The 15410-nt window shown below is 45.6% G+C and carries 13 protein-coding genes; 4 read left to right on the top strand and 9 right to left on the bottom strand.

From position 1 onward, the window contains the following. Positions 1–90: 90 nt before the first annotated feature. The 7 genes from MXE28_RS04540 to rbsK form a co-directional block, all read right to left on the bottom strand. Entirely contained in the window at positions 91–1269 is a 1179-nt protein-coding gene (locus MXE28_RS04540) for an aminotransferase class I/II-fold pyridoxal phosphate-dependent enzyme (RefSeq protein WP_156704537.1), read from the bottom strand. Beyond that, positions 1262–1774 (bottom strand): Lrp/AsnC family transcriptional regulator, encoded by a 513-nt coding sequence (locus MXE28_RS04535; protein ID WP_021841916.1) that lies wholly within the window; start codon positions 1772–1774, stop codon positions 1262–1264. The genes MXE28_RS04540 and MXE28_RS04535 overlap by 8 nt, the downstream gene beginning before the upstream one ends. A gap of 308 nt (positions 1775–2082) precedes the next feature. After that, positions 2083–2985 carry a ribose ABC transporter substrate-binding protein RbsB gene (rbsB, locus tag MXE28_RS04530; protein ID WP_021841915.1) on the bottom strand — a complete coding sequence of 301 codons (903 nt, stop codon included), beginning with the start codon at positions 2983–2985 and terminating at the stop codon, positions 2083–2085. A gap of 10 nt (positions 2986–2995) precedes the next feature. Next, positions 2996–3931, bottom strand: a complete 936-nt coding sequence (rbsC, locus tag MXE28_RS04525; protein ID WP_247239843.1) for a ribose ABC transporter permease — start codon at positions 3929–3931, stop codon at positions 2996–2998. Then, on the bottom strand, positions 3931–5412 hold the full coding sequence (locus MXE28_RS04520; protein ID WP_156704532.1) for a sugar ABC transporter ATP-binding protein: 1482 nt from the start codon (positions 5410–5412) through the stop codon (positions 3931–3933). Before MXE28_RS04520 ends, rbsC begins: the two co-directional genes overlap by 1 nt. A gap of 17 nt (positions 5413–5429) precedes the next feature. After that, on the bottom strand, positions 5430–5843 hold the full coding sequence (gene rbsD / locus MXE28_RS04515) for a D-ribose pyranase (protein WP_021841912.1): 414 nt from the start codon (positions 5841–5843) through the stop codon (positions 5430–5432). A 2-nt stretch (positions 5844–5845) separates the two neighbouring features. Further along, positions 5846–6736, bottom strand: coding sequence for a ribokinase (rbsK, locus tag MXE28_RS04510; protein ID WP_021841911.1), 891 nt, complete (start codon positions 6734–6736; stop codon positions 5846–5848). A 354-nt stretch (positions 6737–7090) separates the two neighbouring features. On the opposite strand from rbsK, the gene MXE28_RS04505 reads away from it, so the two are divergent. Then, positions 7091–7714, top strand: coding sequence for a nitroreductase family protein (locus MXE28_RS04505; protein ID WP_021841910.1), 624 nt, complete (start codon positions 7091–7093; stop codon positions 7712–7714). Positions 7715–7754: 40 nt separating this feature from the next. Continuing rightward, positions 7755–8090, top strand: coding sequence for a zinc ribbon domain-containing protein YjdM (locus MXE28_RS04500; RefSeq protein ID WP_021841909.1), 336 nt, complete (start codon positions 7755–7757; stop codon positions 8088–8090). A 166-nt stretch (positions 8091–8256) separates the two neighbouring features. Here the strand turns inward: MXE28_RS04500 and MXE28_RS04495 are convergent, their stop codons facing one another. Further along, complete coding sequence (locus tag MXE28_RS04495; protein ID WP_021841908.1) at positions 8257–9495, bottom strand: FprA family A-type flavoprotein; 1239 nt, start codon at positions 9493–9495, stop codon at positions 8257–8259. A gap of 275 nt (positions 9496–9770) precedes the next feature. After that, positions 9771–13508, bottom strand: coding sequence for a phosphoribosylformylglycinamidine synthase (locus MXE28_RS04490; RefSeq protein WP_226974146.1), 3738 nt, complete (start codon positions 13506–13508; stop codon positions 9771–9773). A gap of 371 nt (positions 13509–13879) precedes the next feature. On the opposite strand from MXE28_RS04490, the gene MXE28_RS04485 reads away from it, so the two are divergent. Beyond that, the gene (locus MXE28_RS04485) at positions 13880–14761 is read left to right on the top strand and encodes a LysR family transcriptional regulator (RefSeq protein ID WP_226974145.1); all 882 of its coding nucleotides are present in this window, start codon (positions 13880–13882) and stop codon (positions 14759–14761) included. A 42-nt stretch (positions 14762–14803) separates the two neighbouring features. After that, the gene (locus tag MXE28_RS04480) at positions 14804–15379 is read left to right on the top strand and encodes a xanthine phosphoribosyltransferase (RefSeq protein WP_021841905.1); all 576 of its coding nucleotides are present in this window, start codon (positions 14804–14806) and stop codon (positions 15377–15379) included. Positions 15380–15410 lie beyond the last annotated feature (31 nt).

Below are 15410 nucleotides of genomic sequence, written 5' to 3'. Positions count from 1 at the left end.
TTGCATGCCTGGTTTAGGCTGACTCTAAGAGGGAAAGCTGCGGGCAAGCAAAACGCCTTCACGGTATGCAAAGGCGTTTTTTGAGTTATTTTATTGAGTTTTCAATTCTTCCAAAAATTCAGCAATGCGTTTTAACGCTTCCTTAATATTCGCTAAGGAATTGGCATAGGCTACACGCACGAAGCCTTCGCCGCAATCACCGAAGGCGTTGCCCGGTACGACGGCTACGTGTTTGGCGTAAAGCAATTTTTCACAGAATGTTTCCGAATCGAGACCGGTGGAGCGGATGTCCGGGAATACGTAGAAGGCGCCTTCCGGTTCGAAGCAAGTGAGGCCCAACTGGTTAAAGGTTTTAACCAAAAGGCGACGACGAATATCGTATTGATCGCGCATGTATTCAATATCTTTATCCCCGTGTTTCAACGCTTCAATGGCAGCATATTGAGCAACCGATGGGGCACTCATAATGCCATATTGATGAAGTTTCGTCATTTGCGTGATAATTTCTTTTGGACCGAGGGCCATGCCGAGACGCCATCCCGTCATAGCGAAGGCTTTGGAGAAGCCGTTAATGACGATGGTTCGTTCTTTCATGCCCGGAACTGATGCGATGGTTACATGTTGTTCGGAACCGTAGGTCAATTCGCTGTAGAGTTCATCGGAAATAACGAGCAAGTCATGTTCTTCGATGACTTTGGCGATTTCCTCTAAGTGCTCGCGGCGCATAATCGCACCGGTTGGATTATTAGGAAATGGCAAAACGAGCAATTTGGTTTTAGGTGTAATGTGGGAGCGAATATCTTCGGCCGTAAGACGGAAGTTATTTTCCGCTTTGGTTTCCACCGGTACGGACACACCTTTGGCTACTTCCGTAAGCGGCGTGTAGCAAACAAAGCTAGGCACCGGAATGAGTACTTCGTCACCTTCGTTAATGAGGGCACGAAGAGCTAAATCGATAGCTTCAGAACCACCAACAGTGACCAGAATATCGGTAGCGGGATCATACGTTACATCGTATTTACGAGTGAACCAACGGCTGATTTCTTCGCGTAAGTCCGCAAAACCGCGATTTGGTGAGTACCAGGTCTTACCTTTTTCTAAGGTATCGATACCGGTTTCACGAATATGCCATGGCGTGGTGAAATCCGGTTCGCCGATGCTGAGGGAAATAACATCATCAATTTCGCTGGCAATGTCGAAGAAACGGCGAATACCGGACGGTTTTACATTGGACAGCTCACGATTTAAAAATTTATCATAATTAATCATAGAACACATTACTCCTTGTTTCTTTTTGTTCTTCGTCATGGTAGATTACATTGCGGTCTTTGTAGCGGCTCAAGATAAAGTGCGTACCCGTGCCTTGGACACCTTCCAAAGTGGAAAGACGACGTGCAACAAAGAGGGCGATATCGCGCATGCTTTGGCCCTGAATGATAACGGTCAAATCATAACCGCCGGACATGAGATAGACACCTTCCACCTCTTCGAATTGCATGATGCGATGCGCGAGTTTATCGAAGCCTTGATCAGGTTCCGGTGTAACTTTAAGTTGAATGAGGGCGGTTGCCTTATTGGCATCGATGGCTTCCCAGTCAATTACGGCTTGATAGCCTTTGATAATGCCTTCCGCTTCCAGCACGGCGATACGTTCAGATACCTCAGCTTCGGCTACACCTAACATGGCCGCCAATTGGTCATGGGTTAATTTCGCGTCTGTCGCCAAAAGGTCGAGCAGCTTTTTGTCAGTAGCAGTTACAGTAAAATTACTCATAATTAATATCTCCTTTCAAGGTCGGAATCGAAGCATCCGAGGTATCAGACAAAAAGTATATGTTCTGTTTATAATAGCGTCTTTGTCTGAGAATTTAGCGATTTTATCTGACGAGAGTATGGCTGTCAGACGATTTCGTATACAATTTATTGTACCACTCTTTAGTGTTGAATTAAATAGAAAATTCAACATAGATGCGTTTTAAGTATAAAATAAATGAGTTATAATCAATAAAAAGCCTCCCTTGCAACTGGCAGGGGAGGCTTAATTTCTATCAATGTTTCTATCAACGTATCAAAGCATATGCTTTATTTAGTTACTACTTTAAGTTCTACAGGGATCTTGCTTTCCACTGTTTCACCTTTGATAACTTTGGAAGCAGTATCTACAGCAATTTTACCCATCAATTCAGGTTGTTGCGCGATAGTAGCCGCTAAAGTGCCGTCTTGAACAGCTTTTTCAGCATCGGCAGTACCGTCAAAACCTACGATGAAAACTTGTTTGCCTGCCGATTTAGCAGCTTGGATGGCACCAAGAGCCATTTCGTCGTTGTGAGCAAAAATAGCTTTTACATCAGGGTTAGCTTGAAGAATGTTAGTGGAAACGTTTAAGCCTTTAGTGCGGTCAAAATCAGCACTCTGTTTAGCTACTACGTCTAAGGATTTGTCGGCAACATTATGGAAGCCTTGACCACGTTCGCGAGTTGCGGAAGCGCCCGGGATACCTTCGATTTCAGCAACTTTAGTGCCATTGCCGAGTTTATCAACGATTAATTGAGCTGCCATTTCGCCGCCTTTAACGTTATCGGAAGCGATGTGAGCTACTACTTTACCTTTGTCGGTAGAGCGGTCAACAGTGATAACCGGAATGTTTTTAGCGTTGGCTGCTTCAACGGAAGTAGCAATAGCAGCGGAGTCAACCGGGTTAACGATCAATACGGATACGCCGCTTTCTAATAAATCGGCAATGTCATTAGCCTGTTTAGCAGGGTCGTTTTGAGCGTCAACGATTTTAACTTTAAGGCCTAATTCTTTAGCCTGTTTTTCAACACCGTCTTTTAAAGATACGAAGAACGGATTGTTTAAGGTAGATACGGAGAAACCGATAGTACCTTGTTTTTTATCGCCACCACCATTGTTGGAAGAGCCGCAACCGGCTACGAGACCGATAACTAAGATTACGGCAGCGATGACTGTTAATAATTTTTTCATTCCTAACCTCCTACGCTTTTTTGCGGTCCCCGAGGACTGCAAGTAGAATTACAATACCTTTGACGATTTGTTGATAGAAACTGGAAACGTCGAGAATATTTAAACCATTGTTGAGGGTACCGATGATGAGGGCACCGATTAAGGTACCTACAATGTGACCGCGACCGCCGGCAAGACTGGTACCGCCCAATACTACAGCGGCGATGGCGTCAAGTTCATAGCCCATACCGGCTGTCGGCTGCGCCGAATTGAGGCGGGATGTAATGATGGCGCCTGCAATGGCACTGAGCATACCGGTTAAGGCGTAAGCGAAGATTTTAACGCGGTTAATTTTGATACCGGCAATATAACTTACCTTTTCACTGCCGCCGACAGCATAGGTCTGACGGCCAAGGGTTGTTTTTTGCAAAACAAACCATAAAATAAGGAAGGATACAAACATGGTAATAGCCGGTACGGGCAGACCTGCGATATCGCCCTGGCCGAAGCCGTGGAACAAAGGATCACTGGTCAAACCGCTGATAGGGTTGCCGTCCGTAAAAACTAAGGTGGCCCCGCGATAAATCGTCATGGTTGCCAAGGTGGCGATAAACGGTGCCACTTTACCGTAGGCAATGACGATACCGTTGATACCGCCGAGGATAATGCCCACGCCGGCGGAGGCGAGAATGGCCACTTCCGGATTCATGCCGCCAACGATGAAGTTGGCCATGATGGCACTGGATAAAGCGAGGATGGAGCCTACGGATAAGTCGATACCGCTCGTCAAAATAACGAAGGTCATACCGAAGGCGATGATAGCATTAATGGATACTTGGCGTAATAAGTTGCGCAAGTTGGAGAATTCCAAGAAGCTGTCGTTCATAAAGGCGATGATAATAAATAAGGCAATCAGGCCGATGAGAGGGCCTAATTTTTTGAGTGTTTCCGTAATATTCTGGTTCATTATTGTCCTCCTGTTGCTAGGTTCATGATGGCTTCCGGTGAAGCGTCGTTGTGGTTTAGTATACCTGCAACGGCTCCTTCGTGAATGACCATGACCCGATCACTCATCCCGATAACTTCAGGGAGTTCCGAGGAGACCATAATGATGGAAACTCCTTGGCTCGTTAATTCATTCATTAAATCGTAAATATCGCGTTTGGCACCAATGTCGATACCGCGGGTCGGTTCGTCCATGATGATAATGGATGGGGATAAACCAATCCATTTGGCGATAACTACTTTTTGCTGATTACCACCGGATAACGAGGAGGCCGGTAAGTGAACCGATTGAGTTTTGACGCCTAAGCGTTTGGATAAGTTGTCCGCAAAATCCACCAGTTTATTGCTGTTGAGCACATGGTTTGGACATACTTGACCGAGATTAGGCAAGGTAATATTTTTGCCGATGGAAAAGTCAAGAATCAGACCTTCCCCTTTGCGGTCTTCCGTGATGAAGGCAATACCGGCTTTAATCGCATCTTCCGGTTTTTTGAAATGAAGATGTTTACCATTTAGTGTAATTTCGCCGCCATCGTGTTTGTCGATGCCGAAGATGGCGCGCATGATTTCGGTGCGTCCTGCCCCCATGAGGCCGGCTACGCCCAATATTTCGCCTTTACGTAAATCAAAGGAAATGGTGCTGTTGAAATCTCTCGGTTTTAAGCCGTTAACGGTGAGTACCACGTCGCCCGGTGCCGTGGTTCTATCGGGATAAAATTCATCGATGGAACGACCTACCATGTGACGCACAACTTCATCAACCGTTGTTTCTTGAACCGGTTTGGTGCTGATGGTGTGGCCATCGCGCATAACGGTAATAACATCACATTCACTGAATACTTCTTCCATCCGGTGGGAGATGTATACGATGGCTACGCCTTGGGCTTTTAATTGGCGCATCATGCGGAACAAGGTTTCCGTTTCGCGTTCGGTGAGAGCGGCCGACGGTTCGTCCATGATAACGACCTTGGCATCGAGCATGAGTACACGCAAAATTTCGGTCATCTGTTGTTGACCGACTGAGCATTGCCCCGCTTCTTTCGTGAGGGGCAATTCGATATTTAATTCCTTGCATTTGGCCTGTGCTTCGGCGAGCATAGCTTTTCTATCCAACATGCCGATGCCGTTTCGTTTCGGTTGCATGAGGTAGAGGTTTTCCAACAGGCTGAGGTTCGGCCAAATATTTAATTCCTGATGGATAAAGGCAATCCCGTTTTTCTCTGCTTCGCGCGGATTGGCGAAGGTCGTGGCGACGCCATCGACTGTAATAACGCCGGCATCCGCTTTATGTAAGCCTGTAAGAATGTTCATCAAGGTAGATTTACCCGCCCCGTTTTCCCCCATGAGGGCGTGAACTTCGCCGGCTTTTAGGGTGATGGCCACGTCCTTAAGAACTTGGTTGGTTCCAAAGGCTTTGGCAATCCCTGTCATTTTGATTTCCATTGAAAACTCCTAATCGTTTATTTTTCGTCGTTAAAAATGCAATCCGCCTGTAATATTACATTGGCATACGGTGTGGTTTCACCGGTGCGAATAATGCATTTACACTGTTTCGTTGCTTCTTTAAAGGCTTCGTGGTCGGTTCTGACCCATTCGTAGCGATCTTGCGGATATAATTCCTGAAGAACGGCATAGTTATGGGGATTCATTTCTTCCATAGGGGAGGCAATATGAATTGATTCGGCCTGCATATTGGCTTTTAAGACACGCACTACCGCTTCAAAACTTGGGGTTCCGAAGGTGAGGGCTAAGTCAATTTTCTGCACACCGGCCGGTACGGGTAAACCGCAATCACCGATGCAAATTGTATCGGTATGACCTAAATCGGCTAATACTTTAGCAATGTGACTGTTTAAGATTCCACCTTTTTGCATGATTAACTCCTTTTGGCTAAGAAGGCGGCTACTTCATCGGCCGTAGGCATACCTTCTTGAGCACCTAGTTTTAAAATGGAAAGAGCCGCTGCGGCATTACCGTATTGAAGGGCTTCATCCATGGATTTATTATTGGCGATGGCTGTGGCGAAGGCTCCGTTAAAAGTATCGCCGGCACCGGTTGTATCTACCGGTGTTACGGTAAAACCGGGTACGGTGTGAACCTTCCCGTCCTTGGCATAAGCCACGCCTTGCTTCCCGAGAGTTACGATAATCTTTCCTTCATTGGCAAGCATGGTGTCTTCCGTTGCCTGTCCCGGATATAGTGCAGCTAATTCGTGTTCATTAGGTGTAATATATGTGGCTGCTTCGAGCCAAGCACTGTCTAAATCGGCAGCCGGAGCGGGGTTTAAGAGCACTTTGATGCCGTTTTTGGCGCATTTTTCCGTAATATAGCCAATTGTCGATAAAGGAATTTCGTTTTGTACGAGGACTAAATCAGCTGTTTTGATGGCGTCCCACGCATTATCGACGACTTTCGAATCGACTTTAGCATTGGCGCCGGCAATAACGATAATGCTGTTATCGCCTTCCGCTAAGGTAATGTGCGCTGTACCGCTGTTTTCACCTTCTATAACGGTAAGGTAGTCGGTGTTTATGTTATATTTGTGGAGATTGTCTAATACCATGCGGCCATAAGCATCATCGCCGATGCATCCGACCATGGTAACATGAGCCCCCAACTTGGCGGAGGCTACTGCTTGGTTAGCCCCTTTGCCGCCCGGCGAAATATTAAGTCCCAAGCCCATGATTGTCTCACCGGCTGCGGGACGTTTATCGGCCATGACGGTAATATCCATGTTACAACTGCCGATAACTACAATGTTATTCATTGTAACCTCCTTAGTATTTAATAGCGATTCCTCTAGTATACACTAAATTTCGTTAATTTAACAGATAGTAAAAGTCTTAATTTAGTATATACTAAATAATCGTATTTGCCTACTGCTAAAACACAAAAAATAGGAGCAGTTGATTGATGGCGGGACAAAATGTAACCATATAGTGTAGCTTAATTAATTTTAAAATGATGATTATTTTTCTAAAATTGTGTAAAGCGGCGATTAAGTTTTTTACTCTTTTAAAATAACTGTAAATCTATAAAATTAGGCTTATGTCACTATTTTTGATATAATATAATAGAAAATGCTACGTAATGAATTTAAAGAGGAAGGGCTGACGTCATTATGAGTGAAAATGAACAGGTGCGAATTGGTGAGGCGAATTCGGCTGATTCGGTAAAAGAGCCTCATTTGATGACTCTGGAAGCAGCAATCGGGGCACGGCGCAGTATTCGCCGTTATGAATCAGTTCCCATACCACGAGCTCAGATTGAGCATATGATTGACATGGCTAAAATGTCGCCGTCACCTAAAAATCGCCAAGCTTGGCGCGTACGCATATTGGAGGGGGCTTCAAAAGATGGCTTTGTTGAAATGGGATATGCTTGTTTACAACGGCTTAAAGAAGCGGGGCAACGTTTTGGTAGTTTGGAAATCAGTTTGCATGCTATGAAAACGGCGGGTGCCGTACTTATCATTTATAATCCGTTTGACGATGATATCGATTATGAACGAATCTGGGCAAAAAGTGACTTACAGGCCTTGGGAGCGTTTATCAATACAATTCTCTTAATGGCGACCGAATACGGTTTAGGTTCTTTGTGGATTAATGATATTTACTTTATTCAGGAAGAAGCGAAAGCATGGCTTAATTTAAGTCATGAAATTGCAGCGGTTGTAACGATTGGCGTGCCGGCTGAGCATCCATTTGCGAGACCGCGTAAATCCGTGGCGGAAATTGTAGATTAAGAGTATATAGTTATATTGTGTAATGTAAAGGAGACTATCAATGAGTGAATTACCTAATTGCCCAAAATGCGGCGAATCGTATACCTATGAGGATGGCCATCTTTATGTATGTCCTATGTGTGCTCACGAATGGTCGGCCGCCGATGCTGAAACCGCCGAAGGTGGTTTAGTTGTGCGTGATGCCAACGGCAATCTCTTGCAGGACGGCGATTCCGTAACTATTATTAAAGACCTTAAAGTAAAAGGGGCTTCCGTATTAAAACAGGGGACCCGTGTTAAAAATATTCGCCTCGTTGACGGCGATCACAACATCGATTGTAAAATCGACGGCTTCGGCGCCATGGCTTTGAAGTCGGAGTTTGTGAAAAAACTGTAAGCGAATTCGGTTTAAAAGCGGAAGTGATTTCGAAGCAAAATTGATTTCGGTGTGTAAAGACGATTGACGCCGATTAAAGAGAATATTGATTGCACTAAAAAGGACAGGTTCGTCGTGAACCTGTCCTTTTGCTATAAGCCCTAAGGCTTATGGAATTATATGTTTATTATAAGCTGAACGTTTTGATTTCAGTTTCGTTAATGGAAGCTACGATATCATCAGCTAATTTTGCAAATAATTTTAATTGATCTTGATGTAAAGCGCCGCGAATATCGAGTGGCGTACCAACAATTTCCATGTCCTTGATTTCATTGGTGAAGTATTCCACCATGCGTTTCATAGCGGCGGAAGCCCAAGAATGGTTGCCTACAATGGACACCTTATGGTTATGGAAGTTGAGCGCTTTCAATTCATATAAAAGGTTTTCCATGGTAAGATATAAGGCTAAGTTATAAGTAGGAGCCATACAAACAAGATGGCTATATTTCCAAGCATCCGCGATGATATAAGACGGATTGGTCTTCGATACGTCGTAGATTTTAATATCCGTAATGCCGCGGAAGGATAACAAGCGAGCTAATTGCTGTGCCATATCGGCAGTGTTGCCGTACATGGACCCGAAAGCGATAACTACGCCTTTCTTTTCGGCGGAGTAGGTGCTCCAATGCATGTATTTTTCAATCATGTACTGGATGCTTTCCGGTGTACGCCAGATTGGACCGTGAAGCGGTGCAATCATTTTAATGCCCAACGGAAGGACTTTTTTGATGGCATTTTGTACCTGAACGCCGTATTTACCAACGATATTGGTGTAGTAACGACGAGCTTCGTCTTCGTAAACGCGTTCGAAATCGAGCTGATCGGCGAAGATGTTGCCGTTGATGGTACCGAAGGTACCGAACGCATCGGCGGAGAAGAGGATGCCGTTGCTGGATTCAAACGTACAAGTTACTTCAGGCCAGTGAACCATCGGCATGGTATAGGAATGTAAGGTGTGTTTACCTAAGCAAATGCTGTCGCCCTCTTTAACTTCATAATAGTTTTCAGGGTGTGGACGGCCGTAGAATTGTTCGAACAAGCGGAATGTAGTGCGGTTACCTACGAGTTTAACATTCGGATAACGTTCAATGAGCTCAACCAAGGTAGAGCAGTGATCCGGTTCCATATGGTTAACGACTACATAATCGAGCTCGCGACCACGTAATAAAAATTCCACATTGTCAAAAAATTCCTGACGAATGCTGTCATCAACGGAGTCTACGATACAAGTTTTTTCATCATCGATAAAATATGAGTTATAGCTTACGCCCAACGGAATGGGAAATAAATTTTCAAAGCGTTCCGTATCCCAGTCGTTGCTGCCTATCCAATAGATATTATCTGTTAATTTCTGTGCGCATTGCATGTGCTTACATCCTTTCACTTAAGAATAACAAGAGCTGGTTATGTCTCTAAACTTATTCACCATCTTTTATGATACAAGAAATCAGGTAGATATGCAACTTATACCGATGAAAAAAACGACATTTGTCATGCCGTTTTTTTCTTTTTGTATGCATTTTTTGAAATAATAGGTTGTGTGAAACAGCTTATTTGCAAAACTAATAAATTAGCCGGTTAAACCGGTCAGTTAAACCGGCTAACTAAATCAATCAGTTACATCAGTCGTAAATATGAGTATTATTTGAAGTATGCTACGCCGGAAGCAAATACAGGCATACCCTGTTTGCCCGGTACGTTTTTGGAAATGCCGTGGCCCGTACGTTCAATGTGGCCCATTTTACCGAATACGCGGCCGTCAGGGCTGAAGAGACCTTCGATGGCGGCAACGGATTGGTTTGGATTGTAGCGGGCGTCGTAAGAGGCGATGCCGTCTAAATCAACATACTGCGTAGCAATTTGGCCTTTGCGGTTGAATTCAACGACTTGGGCCGGGGACGCAATGAAGCGACCTTCGCCGTGAGAAATCGGAATTGTGTAGATTTCTCCGGCTTTGCAGAGGCTCATCCAAGGTGATTTCGTGGAAATTACTTTGGTGCGAACCATACCGGAAAGGTGACGGCCAATAGTGTTGTACGTCAAAGTAGGGCTGTCTGCCGTCATAGGGGCGATTTCGCCATATGGCAAGAGGCCTAATTTAATCAACGCTTGGAAACCGTTACAAATGCCGAGAGCCAGACCGTCGCGGTTGTGCAATAAATTGTGTAAGGATTCGCTGAGGTACGGATTGCGGAACAAGGTAGCCATGAACTTACCGGAACCGTCCGGTTCGTCACCGGCACTGAAACCACCCGGGAAGAAGACAATTTGAGCTTCGTCCAATTTGCGTTTCATTTCCTGAATGGATTCTTCCAATTCCGCTACGGTGCGGTTGCGGATAATAACGATGTCCGCTTCACCGCCGGCCCGTTCAAAGGCTAGGGCCGAATCGTACTCACAGTTCGTACCCGGGAATACCGGAATAACGACACGCGGTTTGGCAATAGCAGGCGCCTGACGCGGTTTCGCTTTTTGATCGTGAATATAAGCAACGGCTTCGCCTTGACCGGATTTTGCCGTCAATGGGAAGATCGGTGCCAACGTGCTTTCATAGGCTGCTTCGAGGTCGGCTAAGGCAAGTTCCGTGCCGGCCACTTTAATGGCAGGTTCTTTAGTGAGGGTACCGAGTACTGTTACATACTCTTCCTTAGCCCATGCAGCAGCTGTAGCTTCGTCGGTTTCGATAATCCAAGAACCGCTGTGCGGAGCGAATAACAAGTCTTTTACGTCATCGTTAAGTTCTACGCCGATGCGGTCGCCAAGAGCCATTTTAGTGATGGCGGCAGCAATACCGCCTGCTTCTACTACATAAGCAGCTGCCACTTTGCCGGCACGCGCTTCTTTCGTGATGCGGTCGGCTTGAGCTTTGAATACATCAAAGTCAGGCGTGTCGTCCTCTTTGCGTGGGAAGTCCACATGTAATACTTTGTGACCGGCTTCTTTGAAGTGCGGTGTCAAAATATTATCTACATGAGCCGTTGTAACGGCAAAGGCTACGAGGGTAGGCGGTACGGTTAAGTCCATAAAAGTACCGGACATGGAGTCTTTACCGCCGATGGCGCCGATGCCCAATTCTTTTTGAGCTTTATAAGCACCGAGTAAAGCGGCTACCGGTTTACCCCAAGCTGTTTCATCCTGATTTAAACGTTCGAAATACTCTTGTAAGGTTAAGTACGCCGTACTGCGGTCACCGCCGAGGGCTACGATTTTGGCAACGGCCAACAGAATAGCCTGCTGCGCACCGTGGAACGGACTCCATTCGGATAAGAACGGATCGAAACCGTGGGTCATGAGGCTGGCTGTCGTTGTTTCAGCATGAAGTACCGGCAATTTAGCGGCCATACCTTGTACCGGGGTTTTCTGATAGAGACCGCTGAACGGCATGAGAACGGTACCGGCACCGATGGTGCTGTCGAAACGTTCGCCCAGACCTTGCTGGGACGTTACGGCTAAGTCTTTCATGGTGTCGAGCCAATGGGCTTTAAGATCCGTTACGGCCGGTGTGTTGTAATAGCCGGCAACCGGAGAAGCCACATGGGCTTTTTGATGCTGTTCAGCACCGTTAGTATATAAGAAATCGCGGGAGATGTCGACAATGTTCACGCCCTGCCAAGTCATAGTGAGGCGGTTGCTGTCGGTTACATCCGCTACGATGGTAGCTTCGAGGTTTTCTTCGTCGCAGTATTTCTGGAAAGCGTCCCAGTCTTTTTTGGCAATGACGCAAGCCATACGTTCCTGTGATTCGGAAATGGCAAGTTCCGTGCCATCCAGGCCTTCGTATTTCTTAGGCACAGTATCGAGGTTGATTAAAAGACCGTCAGTTAATTCACCGATGGCTACAGATACACCGCCGGCACCGAAGTCGTTACAACGTTTAATCAATGTGGTAACTTCCGGACGACGGAATAAACGCTGGATTTTACGTTCCGTAAGGGGATTACCTTTCTGTATTTCCGCACCGCAAGAAGCGAGGGAGGATAAATCGTGTTCTTTGGAGGAGCCGGTAGCACCGCCGCAGCCGTCACGACCGGTTTGACCGCCGAGCAGGACAACGATGTCACCCGGTACCGGTTCTTCACGACGTACGTTAGTGCGAGGGGCGGCCCCGATAACGGCGCCGATTTCCATGCGTTTAGCTACATAGCTCGGATGATAGTATTCACGAACTTCGCCGGTGGCAAGACCGATTTGGTTACCGTAAGAGCTGTAACCGCGAGCGGCGCCGGTCGTAATCTGTACCTGCGGTAATTTACCTTCCAAGGTTTCATCAAGCGGAGTAAGCGGATTGCCGGAACCGGTAACGCGCATAGCCTGATATACATAGGCTCGACCGCTCAACGGGTCGCGGATACAACCGCCGAGACAAGTGGCAGCACCGCCGTAAGGTTCGATTTCCGTCGGATGATTGTGCGTTTCGTTTTTGAATAATAAGAGCCATTCTTCGGTTTTACCGTTCACATCAACGGGTACAACGATGGTACAGGCATTGATTTCTTCGGATTCGTCGATTTCTTTGAGACCGCCTTGCGCACGCAACTCTTTAACGGCTAAGGTGGCCATATCCATCAAGGTGCGGGCTTTTTTTCGGCTCGTGTAGAGAACCCCGCGACCGGCCATGTATTCGTCCAAAGCGGCGCGAATCGGTGCTGTTGCCGGGGTGTCATCAATGGTAATATTTGTAAGTTCCGTCATAAACGTGGTGTGACGGCAGTGGTCGGACCAATAGGTGTCGAGCACGCGAATTTCCGTAATGGTCGGATTACGTTTTTCCGTATTGGCGAAGTAATCTTGGATGAGTGCCAAGTCGGCATCGCTCATGGCCAGGCCCAATTCCTGACGAAGTGCTTTTAAAGCCGTTTCATCGGCGGTGATAAAGTTTTCAAGACTTTCAACCGGCTTTGGCGGCTGCACATCGAGGGCTAAAGATGTTGGGAGTTCGAGCGATGCTTCGCGGGAATCGACGGGATTAATATAATAATGTTTTATACGTGCCAAATCATCAGCGCTGAGATCGCCTTCCAAGGCAAACACGCGAGCCGTTCGCACGGTGGCACCCGATTTGAGAGTTAACATGGCAAGACACTGTTCGGCCGAATCGGCTCGTTGGTCATATTGCCCCGGCACGTATTCGGTGGCAATAATATGTGTATTTTCGGTTTGTGGGAGGGTGTCAAAAAGCTCATCTACCGGTGGTTCGGAGAAAATAAGCTGTTTGGCCTTGGCTAAATCTTCGTCAGATACGCCTTCAATGTCATAGCGTTCGTAAATAGTGACAGCTTTGACAGGAATATTCAGTTCCGTACGAATAGTTTGATACATGGAAGTAGCTTCGTGAGCAAAGCCTTCGCGTTTGCGGACGAAAATGCGATGAATTGACATAATAAGCCTCCTCTTAACATTGTCATTGGTGTACTGGCTATTGTGCAGTTGTTTAATTATAGATATAATATACCTATATTGACAATTCTAGTATATACGGTTTAGACTTATTAGTAAAGAAAAAATTGATTAGGAGGAGTTAGCAATTTCTTTCTTGTAATTATATTGACTTATTAATAGATGAGCGATTAACAAGTATGTTAAAAATACTGTTATATAGTTTTGAAATTACTATTACACGTTACGTGGTTATGGTATTATAATAATAGTTAAGACTTATTAATAAGGTATTAATTGTAAGAGACTAAGCAGTTTGAACAATAAGTTGGGGTTTGAGTGATAGTTGTTGCTGTAAAGGAGAGAAGATTACAATGAGTATTTCTACTGATTTATATCGTACTTTTTTAGGGGTGGGCTTACACCTGTCTTTTTCAAAAGCAGCGAAAGAGATAGGTGTATCGCAATCGGCCATCAGCCAAAGTATTAAGCAATTGGAAAAAGAGCTCAATATGGTGCTGTTCGAACGTACGACCAAATCGGTTTCGTTTACGCCGGAAGGTAAGGAATTGTTTGACACAGTGGCGAAAGCATTTTCCATTCTTGATAATGGCGTGACTCAATTACAGGATCGGTTAACTCATGAACAGGAAAGCGTTAAACTCGCTGCTACCGATACATTGTGTCGTCACTTCTTGTTGCCGTATTTTAAGATATGGCAGGAACAGGAACAGGAGACAGGTCTTCAGATTACGAACCGTCCATCCCCTGATTGCGTGACTATGGTGGAAAACCGTGAAGTACAGCTCGCTATTGTCAACACGTATGAAGGCTTGGAATCTAATCCGCAACTGGAAGTTATTGAGCTGCAAACGATGCAGGACATCTTCGTAGGCGGCCCGTTTTATAAAGGCATGGGCACAGTTGATGTGAATCGTCTCTTACAGGAGCCGTTATTACTGTTGACGCAGGGCGCCGCCAGCCGTGTTTTTTTTGACAAACTAACTAATAAAGCATTCAAAAAACCATCCTTCGAGCTCGGCAGCCTTGACGTGCTGATGGATTTAGTAGAAATTAACATGGGCATATCGCTCGTACCGGATTTTTTGGTAAAACAGAAAATCAAAGAAGGCCGTGTGGTGGAAATTAAAACGGACATCGTAGTACCGCCGCGCAAGATTGCTTTGGTTCGTTCTCGTTTGTTGCCGATATCCCAAGGAGCCGCCAAATTTATTGACCTTCTGCTTAAGAAGTGATATTGTAGAATAATCAAGAAGAATAATTAAGGAGACTTTCGCATGGAATTATTAAAACAACGCATTATGGAGGAAGGCATTGTTCTGAACAATCGCGTCCTAAAAGTTGACAGCTTTTTGAATCATCAAATCGATCCAAAATTGTTTGTCGCTATGGGTAAGGAAATTGCGGCGCGCTTCAAAGATAAGGGCATTCAACGTATTGTGACCATCGAAGCTTCCGGGATTGCCGTAGCCTTGCCGGTGGCGATTGAAATGGATGTGCCATTGGTATTTGCGCGTAAGAAAAAATCGATTCTTATGACAGATGACGTATATCATTCTGTTGTATATTCCTATACTAAAGAGGAAAATTATGATGTAACTATCTCCAAACGCTTCTTGCCGGAAGGTGAAAAAGTGTTGATTATCGACGACTTTTTGGCCAGCGGTGAAGCAGCTATGGGGCTTTGCAAGTTAGTGGAAAGCGCCGGGGATACGGTAGAAGGTATTGCTATTGTTATTGAGAAATCCTTCCAACCGGGCCGTGAACGCTTAGAGCGGGCAGGCTACGATGTACAGTCTTTAGTACGCATTAAGGCGTTTGAAAACGACCGTTGTGTATTTATTGAAGAATAATATTTTATTAGTTAAGGGGTGTAAGTTATGA

The organism is Veillonella sp. KGMB01456, assembly GCF_023051165.1.
GTDB lineage: Bacteria > Bacillota > Negativicutes > Veillonellales > Veillonellaceae > Veillonella_A.
Note: the sequence above shows the minus strand (reverse complement) of the source record. Positions and strands in the feature narration are given on the sequence as shown.